This is a genomic window from Paenibacillus sp. IHBB 3054, from assembly GCF_051594305.1.
GTDB lineage: Bacteria > Bacillota > Bacilli > Paenibacillales > Paenibacillaceae > Paenibacillus_AQ.
Map to the genome: position 1 here is coordinate 99,606 of NZ_JBOFBG010000015.1, position 15,035 is coordinate 114,640.

General features: G+C 53.1%; 10 protein-coding genes. 4 read left to right on the forward strand and 6 right to left on the reverse strand.

The window, feature by feature from the left end; genetic code table 11:
* Positions 1-3: 3 nt before the first annotated feature.
* The 4 genes from ACQ76X_RS17670 to ACQ76X_RS17685 all read right to left on the reverse strand — a co-directional run bounded on the left by ACQ76X_RS17670 (position 4) and on the right by ACQ76X_RS17685 (position 6,331).
* Complete coding sequence (locus tag ACQ76X_RS17670) at positions 4-2,796, reverse strand: endo-beta-N-acetylglucosaminidase (RefSeq protein WP_438495244.1); 2,793 nt, start codon at positions 2,794-2,796, stop codon at positions 4-6.
* 403 nt (positions 2,797-3,199) lie between these two features.
* Complete coding sequence (locus ACQ76X_RS17675; RefSeq protein ID WP_438495245.1) at positions 3,200-4,327, reverse strand: glycoside hydrolase family 88/105 protein; 1,128 nt, start codon at positions 4,325-4,327, stop codon at positions 3,200-3,202.
* Positions 4,328-4,357: 30 nt separating this feature from the next.
* Complete coding sequence (locus ACQ76X_RS17680; protein WP_438495246.1) at positions 4,358-5,398, reverse strand: alpha/beta hydrolase family protein; 1,041 nt, start codon at positions 5,396-5,398, stop codon at positions 4,358-4,360.
* 42 nt (positions 5,399-5,440) lie between these two features.
* Positions 5,441-6,331 carry a pectinesterase family protein gene (locus tag ACQ76X_RS17685; protein ID WP_438495247.1) on the reverse strand — a complete coding sequence of 297 codons (891 nt, stop codon included), beginning with the start codon at positions 6,329-6,331 and terminating at the stop codon, positions 5,441-5,443.
* A 73-nt stretch (positions 6,332-6,404) separates the two neighbouring features.
* Between ACQ76X_RS17685 and ACQ76X_RS17690 the strand changes: the two genes are divergently transcribed.
* Positions 6,405-7,274: an AraC family transcriptional regulator gene (locus tag ACQ76X_RS17690; RefSeq protein ID WP_438495248.1), complete on the forward strand. Its 870-nt coding sequence runs from the start codon at positions 6,405-6,407 to the stop codon at positions 7,272-7,274.
* Positions 7,275-7,277: 3 nt separating this feature from the next.
* Here ACQ76X_RS17690 and ACQ76X_RS17695 read toward each other — a convergent pair whose 3' ends face one another.
* Positions 7,278-8,729, reverse strand: coding sequence for a glycoside hydrolase family 28 protein (locus ACQ76X_RS17695; RefSeq protein ID WP_438495249.1), 1,452 nt, complete (start codon positions 8,727-8,729; stop codon positions 7,278-7,280).
* An 18-nt stretch (positions 8,730-8,747) separates the two neighbouring features.
* Positions 8,748-10,313: a glycoside hydrolase family 43 protein gene (locus ACQ76X_RS17700; protein WP_438495250.1), complete on the reverse strand. Its 1,566-nt coding sequence runs from the start codon at positions 10,311-10,313 to the stop codon at positions 8,748-8,750.
* 201 nt (positions 10,314-10,514) lie between these two features.
* Here ACQ76X_RS17700 and ACQ76X_RS17705 point away from each other — a divergent pair, with 201 nt between their 5' ends.
* The 3 genes from ACQ76X_RS17705 to ACQ76X_RS17715 all read left to right on the forward strand — a co-directional run bounded on the left by ACQ76X_RS17705 (position 10,515) and on the right by ACQ76X_RS17715 (position 14,923).
* On the forward strand, positions 10,515-12,740 hold the full coding sequence (locus ACQ76X_RS17705) for a helix-turn-helix domain-containing protein (RefSeq protein WP_438495251.1): 2,226 nt from the start codon (positions 10,515-10,517) through the stop codon (positions 12,738-12,740).
* A gap of 306 nt (positions 12,741-13,046) precedes the next feature.
* Positions 13,047-14,027 carry an ABC transporter permease gene (locus tag ACQ76X_RS17710; RefSeq protein WP_438495252.1) on the forward strand — a complete coding sequence of 327 codons (981 nt, stop codon included), beginning with the start codon at positions 13,047-13,049 and terminating at the stop codon, positions 14,025-14,027.
* An 11-nt stretch (positions 14,028-14,038) separates the two neighbouring features.
* Positions 14,039-14,923 carry a carbohydrate ABC transporter permease gene (locus tag ACQ76X_RS17715; RefSeq protein ID WP_076114482.1) on the forward strand — a complete coding sequence of 295 codons (885 nt, stop codon included), beginning with the start codon at positions 14,039-14,041 and terminating at the stop codon, positions 14,921-14,923.
* The last annotated feature ends 112 nt before the right edge of the window (positions 14,924-15,035 follow it).

Consider the following 15,035-nt stretch of genomic DNA (forward strand, 5'->3'; position numbering starts at 1 on the left):
GTTCTATTTGCCTCGGAGATATAGCGGCTCTGAACGGTTGCCGCTGTAATCTTCCATAACCGCCGTTACCACACGCGCAGTTGATGTAAAGGAAAGGCTTGCTTTGGTCGTTCTTCCCCGGATAATCATTGGCTTATCACCTGAACTGTAGGTGGTGGGGAAGGATTTGGCTACACCGTCCTCATAAATGTAAAGGTAGCGCCAATCCCTGCTGTTTGGCATCGGCAGGTTCAGTGTATTTCCTGTCCATGACCAGTTCCCGGCATAGGGTTCGGAAATTGTATCGGTAAACCTGCCGTTATAAGTAACCGTATTCGTTTGCCCCGCCTTCAGAGTAACCGTAAACTCATCACCGTTAGCCGGCATTTGCCCGAAAGCAGCGGATGTGCTGCCCTCCGGCAATACCTTTTGCGCGGTTACGGGCTGCGGAGTCGAGATCTGGTTAATGGAATTCACAGTCACTGTAATACTGCCGGAAGACGGCTGCGGGTTCGTCCATTTGACAACGAATTTACCGTCAGCACCGACCTCTGTTCCGATGCCCGAGACTGCTGAATTCAGGTCAAAGGATACCGTTGCGGCTTCACCTTCCTGTCCGTCCGCTCCAACAGCCGCCACCTTAACCACTCCCGATTTGGCAGGCAGTTTTTTAATATAAAAGGTCTCGTCGTACTTTCCGCCCACATAGACATCATTCACATATACATTGTACTGCTTAACCTTCGAATAATCGGTATTGAGACTCCAGTTCATGTACATCTCATTCGTGTTGGGAAGCAGTTGGGTAATCTCCAGACCAGCCGGAGGGGCAGGCTTGACTGCCGAACCGTCATAAATCCGGATCTGACCAAGGTTCAACTGATAGTTGGTTATGGTTTTCTGACCCGGTGTGAAGACCAGTCCGAAAGCAGCGATTTTTTTGCCGGCATATGCGCTTAAATCCAGCTCTTTGGTCACCCAGCCCGCGGTTTTCTTTCCGCTGTCCGGAAGGGGAACTTTAACCACGACCGCCGGCTGATCCTCGAAGATGATGCCTGCTTGCGTTACAGACTGATCATCGGCAGAAGGTTTATTGTACGTGACCGACATTTTGGAGCCGGAGTTCACGCTCAGGTCGCTTTTGTATAAACGCAAGAAGTTTTCCTTGGAAAGATTACCGTTCACAGCCAAGGAACTCCCCCCGTTATAGCCTCCCAGCTGTTGATAGCTCAGGCGGTTTGTTCCCGAAATATCATATCCGGTACCGTAGTCGTAATCAACCGTTAACCGGTTGCCTTTGGTGTCCTGCCACCACTGCCAGGTTACCGGCACATCCTGCAGACTCATATTGGACCATTCATCAGGATTCGAGATCTTTCCGTCCACATAATAGGACAGCCCGTGCCCGGTGTTGAAATTGGTGTAGAAATTGGAATTCTTAAGCACAGAACGTTCCGAGATGACCGAAGCAATCCCCGGCCAGTATCTGTTGTCCGCGTAAACATCCGCAACGGTGTTTGTTGCCGATTTCGCCGTGTTTTTCGGGTCCACATTCGGACCGGACCACCAGAGCTGCTCCCGAAGGTTGGTCATCCATTGATAGTTGTTCTCCGACCGGTGCGAAACCGGCCAGGATAGTCCCATATCCTCATCCAGACCGGCATGGACGAAATCCGCCCCTAGTGTGGCAAGACTTAGGCGGGGAAGGCCGTTGTTCAGCTTATTATTGAGCGCCGTCCCTTGAACACTTTTAAACCGGTCTCTGCCTGCTTCCAGACCGGCAAAACCGACATCGAACAAGTTGAAGTTAGTTCCGGCCGAACTATTCAGTTTATTTAAGTACGCAGCCGCACTGTTAATCTGTGTATTTCCGACGCCATAATCAAAGAAATAGGAATCTGCAACGTTCTCACCGGCTGCTTTGTCGTACAGAAAGGAGATGTTGTTGTCATTGATCGTTCGGGCAAATTCATTTTTACCTGTGGATGAATTGAGGGAATCGTACCATTGTATATACAGCCCGTTTTTTTGGAGCGTCTTCACAAAAGCGATGTAATCCGAAATGTCTGCTGGCGCTACATTGTTAGGGCTGATTTCCTCCTGATTGATGAAATAACCGTCATAGCCGAAGTAATGCGCCATTTCGATCAATTTCTCAGCCACCGGAAATTTCCCGGTAGGATCCTTTACAAGCATTTGCTTGTAAGTCTGCTGTCCCCGGTCATTGTCAGAGAAAAATATCCCGGCCAGGGACATCACCCCGTTTTTGTGCGCCGCATCGGTATAGGTCGGGTTGGGAATATTCAATATTCCGAACTCAAACCATTTCTGCTGCCAGTCTTTCTGCGCCAGCTCGTCGTAATATTCTGGCGGTGTATAGGCAGTCGCCGTGCCATGCCAGTAGGAATAATAATCAATATATTGCCAGTAGTTGAAGTGATACTGGGCAAACTTGTTGGTATAAGGGGCATTCTCGATAAAGGCATTGCCATAGTCCCCGGCGACTGTAATCATTTGCACCTTAGGATCAAGTCTGGGATTAGCCTGTGTAGCGGCAAATGGAGCAATACGCTGCTGCAGGGGCACCCGGGATCTGAGAAGCGCTGCATAAGGATCTGTTTCAGGACTCCAGTCCGCGATTTGATTGCTGGTATAGCCGTGAACACTCGGTTGATTCTTGCCATGAGCGCTTTCATTCTTGAACGGCCATGTATCTCCCGCCAAGGCAGTTTGCGGCAGCAAAGTAACCAGAAGCGCTGCGCCTACAACCGCCGAAGTCAGTTTTTTGAGCTTTTTTGTTCGGGCATAAGATACCATTGTCCACTCTCCTCATTTTGGTTTAATCCTTGGATCACCTAATTCAGCAATGGTGGAATTGCAAGCGCATTCACAATAGCCTGAACCTTATCACCTCTTTTTTAGATTTGATGCACATCTAATATAACGAATATAATGTTGAACCCCATAGGAGATAAATTAAAGATGTACTAGACAAATTAAAGGAAAATAATCTCTTGGGGACACATTGTAATATCCGGAATCATAAAAAACAGCCCAACCATTCACTTTCATCACGAATGATTGGACTGCAGCTATAATTATTGACCCGGTAAATCTAAAACATGATTTTCAGTTTCCATCTCATGCACCAATATCCACATATAATACAGGGACTTGGCGGCTTTCCCGCGCGTAACCGGCAGCTTGCTCCAGGTGGACTTTAATGGCTATCGCGATACCCTTCCACTTCAAGCGAGGCCAGTAAAAACGGCGCCACTCCCATAGCGGCATCAGATACCATAGCCTCGGAAATGTAGTAATCGTAGGAGCCGTTGCGGTCCTTGCTCAAACCCGCTCCATGGCAGATCTTGTGCAAATGAACACCCTGTTCGTCCTCTGAGGTCAGATGGGCCAGGATGCCTTCATAACCTTGGAGCATGACGTCTTTAAAAGAAGGTTCCAGATAGCGCAGCCTCAGCCCCTTGGCCATCGCATACACAAACATGCAGGAGCCGGAGGCTTCGAGATAATTGCCCTTCCGTCCCGCCTGATCCAGTACCTGGTACCAGAGGCCGGTCTTTGAGTCTTGAACCTCTGCTAGTGCGCCGCACATCCGCTGGAAGATCCCGATGATCGTTCCCCGCTGCGGATGGGTAACCGGGAAATGCTCCAGGCAGTCCACCACAGCCATCGCATACCAGCCCATCGCCCGGCTCCAGAAATGGGAGGACAAGCCGGTGGACGAGTCGGCCCATTCCTGCTCCCGGGATTCATCCCAGCCGTGATAGAGCAGACCGGTACGGGGATCGCGGGTTCTGCGCTCCACCAGCAGCAGCTGATGGGCCGCCTCATCAATCAATTCAGGGCGCTGAAAAACTTTGCCGTATTCGGCAAGGAAGGGTGATGCCATATAAAGCCCGTCCAGCCACATCTGGAAAGGATATACCTTCTTATGCCAGAATCCGCCTTCGGAGGTACGGGGATGCCCGATAAGCTGCGCAGCCAGCAGGTGTGCTGCTTCGGCGTAACGCGTCTCTCCGGTTTGCTGATACAGCCGGAACAGATTTTTCCCCTGGTTGATCTGGTCCAGGTTGTATTCTTCCAGCGTATAGGAACGGATCGAGCCGTCCTCCCTGATGAAGCTGTCCATATGCCGCGTCATAAACGAGAGATATTCAGGCTCTGCGAGCTGGACTCCGGCACGTGCCATAGCCATCAGCAGCATGCCTGGGACATAGGCCCAGCGTTCCAGCACGTATTCGTTCTCCCCTTGCCCGTTGCAGGCTCCGAGAATTGTATCCGCGATTTTACGGGACCAACGTCCGGTTGTTGCTTCAGTTATACTCATCGCTATTCCTCCTGTCGCTTGTCTATCCAGTTAAGTTTGACTTTCAGTACCGGCAAGCTGCTTCAGAAGCCAGGCAAATGCCGGTTCACCGTGAATCTCATGCCCTCCTGCAAAAAAGTCCGCCTCGGCCTGACCGCCGCTGCCCGAGGCAGTGTAAATCTGCTGCAGTCTGGCCAAAGCCCGCTTTACTCCGTCCGGGCCAAACAGATGATCAGCGTCTCCCGATTCCAGGAATAAGCCGCGCGGCGCAATCAGGCCCAGCAGATCCGGCATTTCCGCCTCCAGCAGAATACCGGGAATATAATTATCCAGGCAGTGATTCCGCGTCAGAATGCTGTCCGCGAACGTATTGGCATACCCGCTTACAACTGCACAGGCAATCCGTTCGTCAAGCGCAGCGGTGAAACCTGCTACCAATCCGCCGCCGGAAATGCCCATAATTCCGATTCGTTCGCTCCTAACCTCTTCCCTTGTCTGCAAATAATCCAGTGCCCTCATGGTTTCGTAGATACGGTAGCCGGCCATTGTCTGACCCGCCATCAGCAGTGCCGAGGACAGGCGGAAGCAGGAATTGCGCCCGGGCTCACCGCTGGCGAGGTCCTCCACAAGGCGCCTGTCGCCAAATCCTAGTAGCTCGGGTGCGGCGACTACGAACCCCCGTTTCACCAGTGAAACGGCAAAATCCTTATGCAGCCCCGGATCCCCTTCACGATCCGAGCCATCCGGCTGCAGGCCGGTGATCTCCCGGCTTCCGTAGCCATGACCATGAATGGCAAGAACTGCGGGCGCGGGAGAAGACATCGGCTGCTCCGGGATCAGAAGATAGAGCGGCATGCGCAGCCCTTCATAGGTAGTGATCTCGATCCGTTCCCTTGTATACCCGTTACAGATCGTCCGTTCCATAAGAATGGGCTGAAGCTGGGCGGGCCTCTCCGGGAACCCACCCAGCCGTCTGGCGAGGCCTGCCGCCAGCCCGGCCCGCCATTGCCCGTAGGGAATGTCCGTACGGAAAGCGGAGCTGTGCGGTGCGGAATCGGTCAGCTGTTTCATGTATTGTTCCAGTGGTTCCATCCGAAGTTATCCTCCTCATCCAATCCGCAGTGTGCGGATAGCTTAATAACCTTCGGGATGCCAGCCGTCCAGCACGGACAGCACCCTATACTCCGCAGCTTCCTCTGCAGTCAGCTGCCGGGACCACGGCGCTCTTGCTGCTGGATTCGCCCCTGTTCCGCTGCTGCTGAATTCTTCATACCGGCTGCTCTTCTCCCGGTCCGGCTGTCCCCAATTATGCCAGCCTTCCCCGATGACCGAACCATCCATGACCGTGCGGATGAAGGCAACATGCGCAAAAGGCCGCCAAGGGCGTCCAAGATACACTTCGCTTACCCCTTCGCCGCCGGTAATTTGACAGTCCAGGAACACATAACCGAACGGGGCGCCCTCCGGTGTGGAAGCAGCAGTAATATAACCTCTGGAGCGCTTATTGTGCAGATGGCAGTGATCAAATAAAGCCGTGGCTGCACCAAAAATATAATCCACATCGCCTTCGATATAACATTCGTTATAATATTGTCTGCCCTGTCCGGTATAGAGCGTATCCTGATCGCCCAGCAGATGCACCCGCCGGAACACCGCCTGCCCGGCATCGACGAAAGCCGCCACCGCTTGCCCGGTACCCGGGCCAGAAGCATTACGGATGGTCAGATTCTCGGCGGTGAAACCTTCGGCGAACACATTCAAGGTGCCGGTCCGGAAGGTGCCCAGCGGCTCTCCGTCCGGGCCCAGCGTATGGGCATTGTCAGACCAGGTGATGACGGTGGAATGGGAATCTTCCCCCAGCAGCAGAATCGACGGCGCATCCTTATCCACCGTTATTTTCTCCTCGTAAATGCCCGGTTTGATCCGGATCGTTACCTCCGAAGGATGTCCCTGTGGAATGGAATCCAGCGCTTCCTGCAGACTGGTGTACCCTTCATTGCCATTCTTCGATACTGTAATTAACATTTGCGGCTCCTTTCCTATCAGCCTGTGTTTATTCTATAATAACCGTAACGGTTCGAGAGAGATGAGGAAATTCATGAACAGCGTGAGCAGCCCCAATCCCAAATATCATATTGAAGAAGGCCGGTTCAGTATTCAGCATATGAAACGCAAGGGCATCACTGCCATGCCGCGCCCCCACAGCCATGAGCTGACCGAGCTGTACTACCTCACGGAGGGGGAACGGGTGTACTTTGTAGACGAACGGGTTGTGACGGTGCACAAGGGTGAGCTTATTCTCATTCAAGGCCGGGAGCTTCATGCCACCGCAAGCTCCGAAATCGCCGAGTTTGAGCGGGTACTGATTAATTACGACCCAGAGCTGCTGCCGTCCCTGCTGCGAAAGGAATCCAAATGGTTCCATAACCGCAGATACCGCCTGTTCCGGCTGACCCTGCGCGAGCAGGATGAGGTGCAGAGCCTGCTGAACCGGATGCTGGATGAATGCCGGCTCCAGAGAGCGTATTACGAAATCTCGGTAGTCACACTGTTCGCCGAGCTGATGATTCTGCTGCAGCGTTCAGAGAGTACATCTCAGACCGGCGGGACGAAACATCCGCTTCATCATCTGGTGACGGATGTCGCCACTTACATCCGCGAGCACTACCGTGAGGCGCTGACTCTGGAAGAGACGGCGGGGCATTTTTTCATTAGCCCTTCTTACTTGAGCCGGGTGTTCCATCGGCTGACGGGGTTTCACTTTCGTGAATACATCGTCCATATACGCATCCGGGAAGCTGAACGACTGCTTGCGGGATCTGTAGGCAAAATTCAGGAAATCGCCTCTGCGGTCGGATTCGAGCATCTCTCCCACTTCAATAAGACATTCAAAAAATCGACCGGGCTGACCCCGCTGCAGTATCGGAAAGAAGTCAAATCGCAGCCTTCGTCCCCATTCAAAGGATAACCATCATTCCACCATTTCCAGATCTTCTGATCGGAGAAGCGATACATTGCTGCATTGATGCATTTGCAGCTTAGGCAGCTTAGCCGTCTGTAGCTGGATACGGTCCAGCGAGAGACTGTCGGCATGCCTAAGAACAATTCCCCGCTCACTCACCGCATGGAAATTCTCGACGCTCAGTCCGGCGAGCGGCATCTCCGGCAGCCCATTCACGAGCAGTGCGGTTGCCGCTCCATGGCAGACAATGTTCTTCAAGGCAATATTCCGGAACTGCGGGGTTGCCTCGGTAACCGGGAAATGCTGCTCATTGTATCCTTCCGACCCTTCAACACCCTCATAGAACATGTGGAAAGACACGGCCTCATGGAGAATGCCGCTCATGCGGATGTTCTCTATGACAATATCCTCCACTACGCCGCCTCTTCCCCGGGTACTTTTGAACCGCAGGCCGATGTCCGTGCCGATGAACACACAGTCGCTGACTCTGACTGCATGCACACCGCCGGACATCTCGCTGCCAATTACTACTCCGCCATGCCCGTGATAGACCGTACAGTGACGGATCGTAATATACCGGCAGGGCATCCCCAACCTGCGGCCTTCTTCGTCTTTTCCCGACTTCAGGCAAATCGCGTCATCGCCCACATCGAAGCTGCAGTGCTCGACAAGAGCGTGCGTGCATGATTCCAGATCGAGGCCATCCCCGTTCTGCGAATACCACGGATTGCGCACCCGGATATTCCTCACGGTAATGTGCTCGCAGCCCAAGGGATGAAGACACCATGCCGGAGAATTCTGGAAGGTCGGCCCTTCCAGCAGCACCCGCCGGGAATTCCGCAGGCTGAGCAGCGCCGGACGGAGATACGCGCGGGCAGGCAGATATGCCTCCATACCCGTCTCCCCGCTCTTCCGCAGCATTTGGCAGACTGCCTCTCCCTCCATGGCTTCACGGGAAGGCCACCAGATTTCACTCTTGTAATCAAGCGCTCCCCCGGAGGCGGTCAGACTGTTCCACTGCAGCTCCGTCATCTTGAACCGCTTCACCGGACGCCAGCCTTCACCGCTGCCGTCGAAGATTCCTTCCCCTGTAATGGCCACATCACTCAGACCCTCCCCGTCCAGCGGAGCCTGGCAGCGCCAGCCGGACGTTCCCTCGAAATGGGAAGAGAGCAGCGGATACAGAGTGGGATCGGGGTCAAACAGCACTAGCGCGCCCCGCTCGGCACAGAGATTAATCCGGCTGCGCAGAGTAAGCGGCCCTGTGCGCCAAATGCCGGGAGGAATCACCACCTTGCCGCCTCCGGCAGCCGCGCAGGCGTCCAGTGCGGCCTGAATGGCGGAGGTACACAGCGAAAGTCCGCCGTCTTCCGCCCCATAATCTGTAATCGTAAAGATCCGTGCCGGAATCTGCGGAAGCTCGGGCAGGGCATAATCGACATTGTTGCGATTGCCACTCATTGAACTGTACCTCCCTATCTATTCGAGTCCTTCATAGCTGAACCAGCCAAAATCGGCGTAATTGGCGCTTTCCGCGCCTTGGGAACTGGCATACATGCCGAGATAGGCCCCTGTAAAACCGCCCGCCAGATCTGTGCTGAGCACTGTTCCATCCGCTTTCCCGCATAGTCCTGTCCACTTGTCGCTTTCGGAGCTTCTATAATAGAAGCTGTAGTCCTGCCCCTTGGCTTCCACCTTCAACTGCACCTTGTCTCCCGAATAAGGCACCGAAGCAAGCAGTTGTTCACTGCTGCCGCGGCGTTCGATCAATTGCAGTGACGGCTGCCCGGCCTCCAGACCCAATTCACACCGGAAGTGGTAGTCCGCATTCTGGAGCAGCACAAGTCCGGCAACTTCACTTTCGGCGGCGGGTTGGAACGTCATATCCACCGCCGCCCTGAAGCTGAGATGCTGCTGGCGTCTTCCGACATAAGAGGGATTGCCGATTTCCGAGAGACGCTCCGGCTTCAGGCGCAGCCGCAGGAAGCCCGGATGATCACTCAGGCTCCAGAATTCACCGCGCGGCGTGCGCAGGAAGTTCCAGACCGGTGCCAGCTCTGCCCCTTCAAAATCATCGCGCACAGGCAGCTGCGGCCATGTCGTTTCCGGCAGGTCCGGAGCTGGCGATTCAAACTCCAGCACCCCTTTGCCGGGGTTCACCACAGGCCATTCATTCTCCCAGGCTACCGGTGTCAGGAACGTTTCACGTCCGAGATTGCGGTAATATCCGCCGCTGGTCCGGGAAGCCAGGCAGAACATCCACCAGTCTCCATGCTGCGTCTCGATCAGTTCCCCATGGCCGACATTGACGATCGGATAGGCTCTGCCGAGATGGCGGTGCGTCAGAATCGGGTTGGCTTTGTGGCCTTCATAGGGGCCGGTCACGCTCCGGCTTCTGGCAATCGTAATCGCATGGGTATGTCCGGTCCCGCCTTCGGCAATCAGGACATAATACCAGCCGCCGATCTTGTAGATATGGGGTCCCTCTTGCGCGTGAGCCACCTTGAGTGCGCCTTGCCAAATGCTATGCTTCGGTCCGACCAGCTTGCCTTGGCCCAGGTCAATCTCCTGCAGCCAAATATCCATATGCTTCGGATAATCCTGCCCTTCGGGCGGAACACGGTTGCCGGTGTAGTACACTTTGCCGTCTTCATCGAAGAACAGGGACGAGTCGATGCCGGGAGCATCCTCCAGCCAGACGGGGTCTGACCAGTCTCCGGCCGGATCCGTTGCCGTCACATAGAAATTATGCTGATTCTTATCATTGTCGACATACGTCGTGATCATATAGAAGATGCCCTCATGAAAACGGATTGTCGGTGCCCAGATTCCCATGGACGGAAGGGTTTGATCCAGATTCAGCTGGGACGGGCGGTCCAGCACATGACCCAGCTGGCGCCAGTTAACCATATCCTTGCTGTGGAAGATCGGAACACCAGGGAAAAACTCAAAGCTGGAAGTCACAAGGTAATAATCTTCTCCCACACGGATGGCCGAGGGGTCAGGGTAAAATCCCGGCAGCACCGGATTACGGAATGTTCTCAACACAGAAGTCCTCCTTCAAACGAACGAATTGTAAGCACCACCAATTATAGTTCGTACAAGTTCAACTTTCTTGCATTTTCTATGTTCTATTTCTTCATTTTTATACTTTCATGCTCAATTCGTAATCTTTTACCGCTTGTCAATGAATCGGTTGTCCCTCTAGAATGGGTATACTAGGATTTACTTAAAGGGGCGATCATCTTGGGAAAGAAAAAGAAGCTGTATACCCGCTTTTTTATGAGCCTGACTCTGATTTCGGTAGGCTGCATTCTTGTTCTGGCCGTCGTGATCTTCTACCTGTACCGGAATATATCCATAGATAATGTCAATAAGGCGAACCAAAATGTGCTGCTGAATACCGAAACCGTTTATATGAACTATAAAGAGATTGTCCAGAACTACACCATGGACTTCTATGCGAATCCCAACATCAACGCGCTGATGATGAACGGGGATACGAGCTGGAGCGACCAGCTCTACAGTGCCCTTAGCCAGATCCGTGGCGCACTGGTGGTCAACCAGTATTTGGAGAATGCTTACATCATCGGCACGAATGAACCTGTCGCGATGTTCGAGAACTTGCCGCTTAGCCCCGAATCCAAGCTGGAGCTGTTTCAGCGGATACGGACCAGCCGGATCGTCGAATCTCCGTTTCTATGGAAGGCCACTTTGAACAATGGAACCCCCGTAACCCTGCTGACCGTCTTCTATAATGACCGTGCATTTGCCAGCAGTGAGTATTACGGCGCAGTAGCACTGACCGTTAATCTGGGCAAGCTGCAGAACAATCTCTTCACGCAAAAAGAAGGCGAAGTCACGCGTTACGCTGTGCTTGACGGAAATGCCGATGTGCTGATGCACAGCGTACTCTCCGGCAGCCCCTTAAAGGCGGACATGCTCAACCAGATCGTTGCCTCCACCTCTGATAGAGGCTCCTTTGTCTACAGGAGTACCGGAGAAGCGCAGCTGATTACCTATATTTATTCCGCTAAGGACAAGCTATGGTTTATTTCAGAGACGTCCTATAAAGACAGCATCCGCGACATTTCAAATGCCCGCAATCTGATGATCAGCCTGTGCCTGGCTCTCATGCTGGCTGCGGCGGTAAGCGCCAACCTGATCTCCCGGCGGATCTACAAACCCATCGGGCGGCTGTTCGGCAATATTGTTCACCTCTCCGGCAATGAAGAAGCGCTGAAGACAGGCGGTGATTTCGACGCCGCAAGCCTGGAGCTGGAGCAAATCGGTGTCAAGCTGGTGCAGCTCAAAAAAGAAAGTGACGACAGCGCCTTGATGCGCTGGCTGCTCTCTCCGCGTGAAGCCTCTGACAATGGCGATACGCCAGTGATGAGCATCGGTGATCCCGGAGGGGCCTACTGTGTATGCGTGCTGGCCATAGTGGAACCTGGACCGGCAGCAGACACCTTAGAGTCCGGCGGAGAGGGCATTGAGGTGATTCGCACCGCATTCAGCGGGCTGGCGGCGGTGCAAGCCTTCCGGCCGCATGAGGGAACCGCCGTACTCGTTCTCAGTGAACTTCACAGCGGCAGCTTCGGAGATTATGCCTTGTACCGCGGCAAATGGGAAGAGATTGCGGCCTCTCTTCCCGAAATCGGTGTCCGCTGCGCGATCGGGATCAGCGGCTTCTCGAATGATATGGGCCTGCTGAGAAGCAAATATAATGAAGCAACAGAGGGTCTGCAATATATTAAATTTCATGAGCGGCAGAGCATTATATTTGCCGATGATACCATCCATCTGAACAGCAGTCCGCTGCCTGACAGTGCCCTTGAACCGGTGCTGCTGGCCGTCAGGCAGAGCGATCAGGCGGCCCACATCCCGCAGGCAGTGGAACGGCTGCTGGCCGTGGCCTGCAGCTACCGTGCGGAATCTGCCAATATCGCTTTATCGAGGCTTGCCTTTGAGCTGAGCCGCACAGCCGAACTGAGTGCTGACACCCGGCACTCCGGCTTTCTGGACGATTACCAGCGGATCCGGCACATCCAGAGCTATGACAAGCTGCGGAGCTGGATTGAGGAGAGCTGTTACACCGCCCTTGAGCGGATTGCCAGCATGAGTGCTGTACAGACCCGGAATATTGCCACTGAAGCCATTAGCTATATCAGGGAGCATTATACGGATCCCGGACTGTCCCTGAATGCCCTTGCCGAGAAGCTGTCGCTCAGTCCTGCTTATCTCAGCAGGCTGATTGCCGAAGAGGTAGACAGCAGCTTCCCCGATTTCATCAACCAGCTGCGTCTTGAACGGGCGCAATCGCTGCTGGTTACAGACCTGGAGATGGATATCCGGCAAATTGCGGAGAAGGTAGGGTATAACAGCAGCACCTATTTTACAACCCAATTCAAAAAACGTTATGGAGTTACACCCTCCAAATGGAGAATGAATCATATTCTGCAATCCAAGTAATCCGAAGGGGGATGCCTCCGGCTGCCATAGAGCAGCCAGAGGCATCCCTTTTTGGTGTGGACCGCCTGCATCACTCAGGCTTCCTCAGTACGGATTTCACCCTCAAATGGGGCTATTCCTAGCCTAAAAAGCAAAAAAGTGCTGCTTTTTTGCTTTTTTTAAGCCTATACATTCCGTTTTTTTAATTTTTTTTCGTTTATTATGATAGCGTTTACATTGATTTCGGCTTTATGCTTTGCCTTGTAGAACATGCTCCTGGAACACGGGACAGAAATGATAATGCTACTTTAAAGGAGTGGACGATTAATGAGCCAAGAGGCTATACCGGAGACCACGGGGCGGCACAGTCTGAAGACCCGGACGGCCAGAACCCGAAGTTTCCGCAAATCCCTGAGGAAGGACAGCTCGCTGTATCTGCTCGCACTGCCGGGGATCATCGTGTTGATTCTTTTTGCATACCTGCCGATGAGCGGATTGATTCTCGTCTTCAAAAACTACAACTTTAACGACGGGATCTTCGGCAGCCCCTGGGCAGGATTCTCCAACTTTGAGTTTTTCTTCTCCAGTATGGAGGATGCCCTCAGGGCGACACGCAACACGGTAATGTTGAATGCGCTTTATATGCTGACGGGCACGTTTTTTTCGGTGGCGATCGCCATCATCTTGAACGAGCTGCGCAGCAAATGGTTTATCAAGGTAACGCAGAGCGTAATGTTTTTCCCCTATTTTATTTCGTGGATTATTATCGGAGCGATTCTCTTCTCCATGCTGGATTATGACAAGGGTATTCTCAACCAGCTCTTCCATTCGCTTGGACTGGCCCAAGTCGACTGGTATTCCAGCCCCTGGCTGTTCGTTATCATCCTGGTGCTGGCGAATATCTGGAAAAGCGCAGGCTACGGAGCGATTATCTATTATGCGGTGCTGCAGGGAATAGATCCCTCCTATTATGAAGCAGCGCGGATCGATGGCGCCTCAAGATGGCAGATCATTACCAAAATCACGCTGCCGATGCTGATTCCATCCATCATTTTGATGACACTGCTCGGTATTGGCGGCATGCTGAAAGGCGATCTTAGCATGATTATGGGGGTAACCTTCCTGAATCCGCTGCTACTGCCCACCACCGATATTATTGATGTGTATGTATACCGTACAGCCATTCGTTCCGGCGAATTCGGCTTCGCTTCTGCTATTACTCTCTATCAATCCGTCTTTGGCTTCCTTCTGGTGCTTGTGGCCAACAAGCTGGCCGGCTGGTATGACAAAGACAGCAAACTATTTTAGGAGGCCGCAAGATGCCAACTACCGACAGCAAAGGGCTGCTCATTTTCTTTTATTTCTGTATTGCCATATTCTCGGTCATTTGTCTCGTGCCGTTTGTTCTGGCTGTATCCGGCTCATTATCCACCGAAGCGCGAATCGCTGCGGAAGGTTATTCCTTCTGGCCCCGGGGCTTCACTTTTGAAACCTATGAATTTCTGTTCGGCTCCAAGGCGCAGCAGATTCTAAAGGCGTATTCAATGTCGGTGATCGTTACGGTGCTGGGTACTCTTTCCGCAGTGCTGGTTACCACTGCCTATGCCTACGTTATTTCTGTCAAAAGCTTCCGGCTCAAAAATGTCTTCGCCTTCTTCGCTTACTTCACCATGCTCTTCAGCGGAGGCACCCTGCCGTGGTATTTACTGAGCACCAAATATTATCATCTCGGAGATACACTGCTCGGCTTGTTCGTGCCTTATCTGCTGAGCGTGTTCCTGATGTTCCTGATGGCCAACTATTTCCGCAGCATTCCGCATGAAATTGTTGAATCGGCGGAAATTGACGGTGCCGGTCACCTGCGGATCTTCTTTAGTATTATGGTTCCTCTGGGCCGGGTCGGACTGGTCACCATCTCCCTGTTCTACGCGCTGCAGTTCTGGAACGATTTCTATCTGCCGCTGATGCTGGTGTCCAACCAGGATCTCTATACGATCCAATATTTGATGTACAACATGATGGCGAACATCCAGTTCCTGGCTTCCGGCAACGCCGCACAGGTCGGGGGTGCAATTATTGCTCCGCCGCTGGAAACAGCCAAAATGGCGATGACCTGCCTGACCGTCCTGCCGATCGCCATATTGTATCCTTTTCTCCAGCGCTTTTTCGTCAAAGGTATTGTCGTGGGTTCCGTCAAAGGCTGATTCCCCGCCAGGCTTTGCCCTAAATTGGATTGCACCAGGCTAATGCTCCCCTGCTTCAACTTGTTGTACAATGGGACGTAAGGGAGCACTGCCATTGCAATATAGCTTCAAG

What these genes read in the sequence shown, in the direction of transcription:
- ACQ76X_RS17670 (WP_438495244.1), bottom strand. Translation starts at nt 2,796, where the DNA reads ATGGTATCTTATGCCCGAACAAAAAAGCTCAAAAAACTGACTTCGGCG.
- ACQ76X_RS17675 (WP_438495245.1), bottom strand. Translation starts at nt 4,327, where the DNA reads ATGAGTATAACTGAAGCAACAACCGGACGTTGGTCCCGTAAAATCGCG.
- ACQ76X_RS17680 (WP_438495246.1), bottom strand. Translation starts at nt 5,398, where the DNA reads ATGGAACCACTGGAACAATACATGAAACAGCTGACCGATTCCGCACCG.
- ACQ76X_RS17685 (WP_438495247.1), bottom strand. Translation starts at nt 6,331, where the DNA reads ATGTTAATTACAGTATCGAAGAATGGCAATGAAGGGTACACCAGTCTG.
- ACQ76X_RS17690 (WP_438495248.1), top strand. Translation starts at nt 6,405, where the DNA reads ATGAACAGCGTGAGCAGCCCCAATCCCAAATATCATATTGAAGAAGGC.
- ACQ76X_RS17695 (WP_438495249.1), bottom strand. Translation starts at nt 8,729, where the DNA reads ATGAGTGGCAATCGCAACAATGTCGATTATGCCCTGCCCGAGCTTCCG.
- ACQ76X_RS17710 (WP_438495252.1), top strand. Translation starts at nt 13,047, where the DNA reads ATGAGCCAAGAGGCTATACCGGAGACCACGGGGCGGCACAGTCTGAAG.
- ACQ76X_RS17715 (WP_076114482.1), top strand. Translation starts at nt 14,039, where the DNA reads ATGCCAACTACCGACAGCAAAGGGCTGCTCATTTTCTTTTATTTCTGT.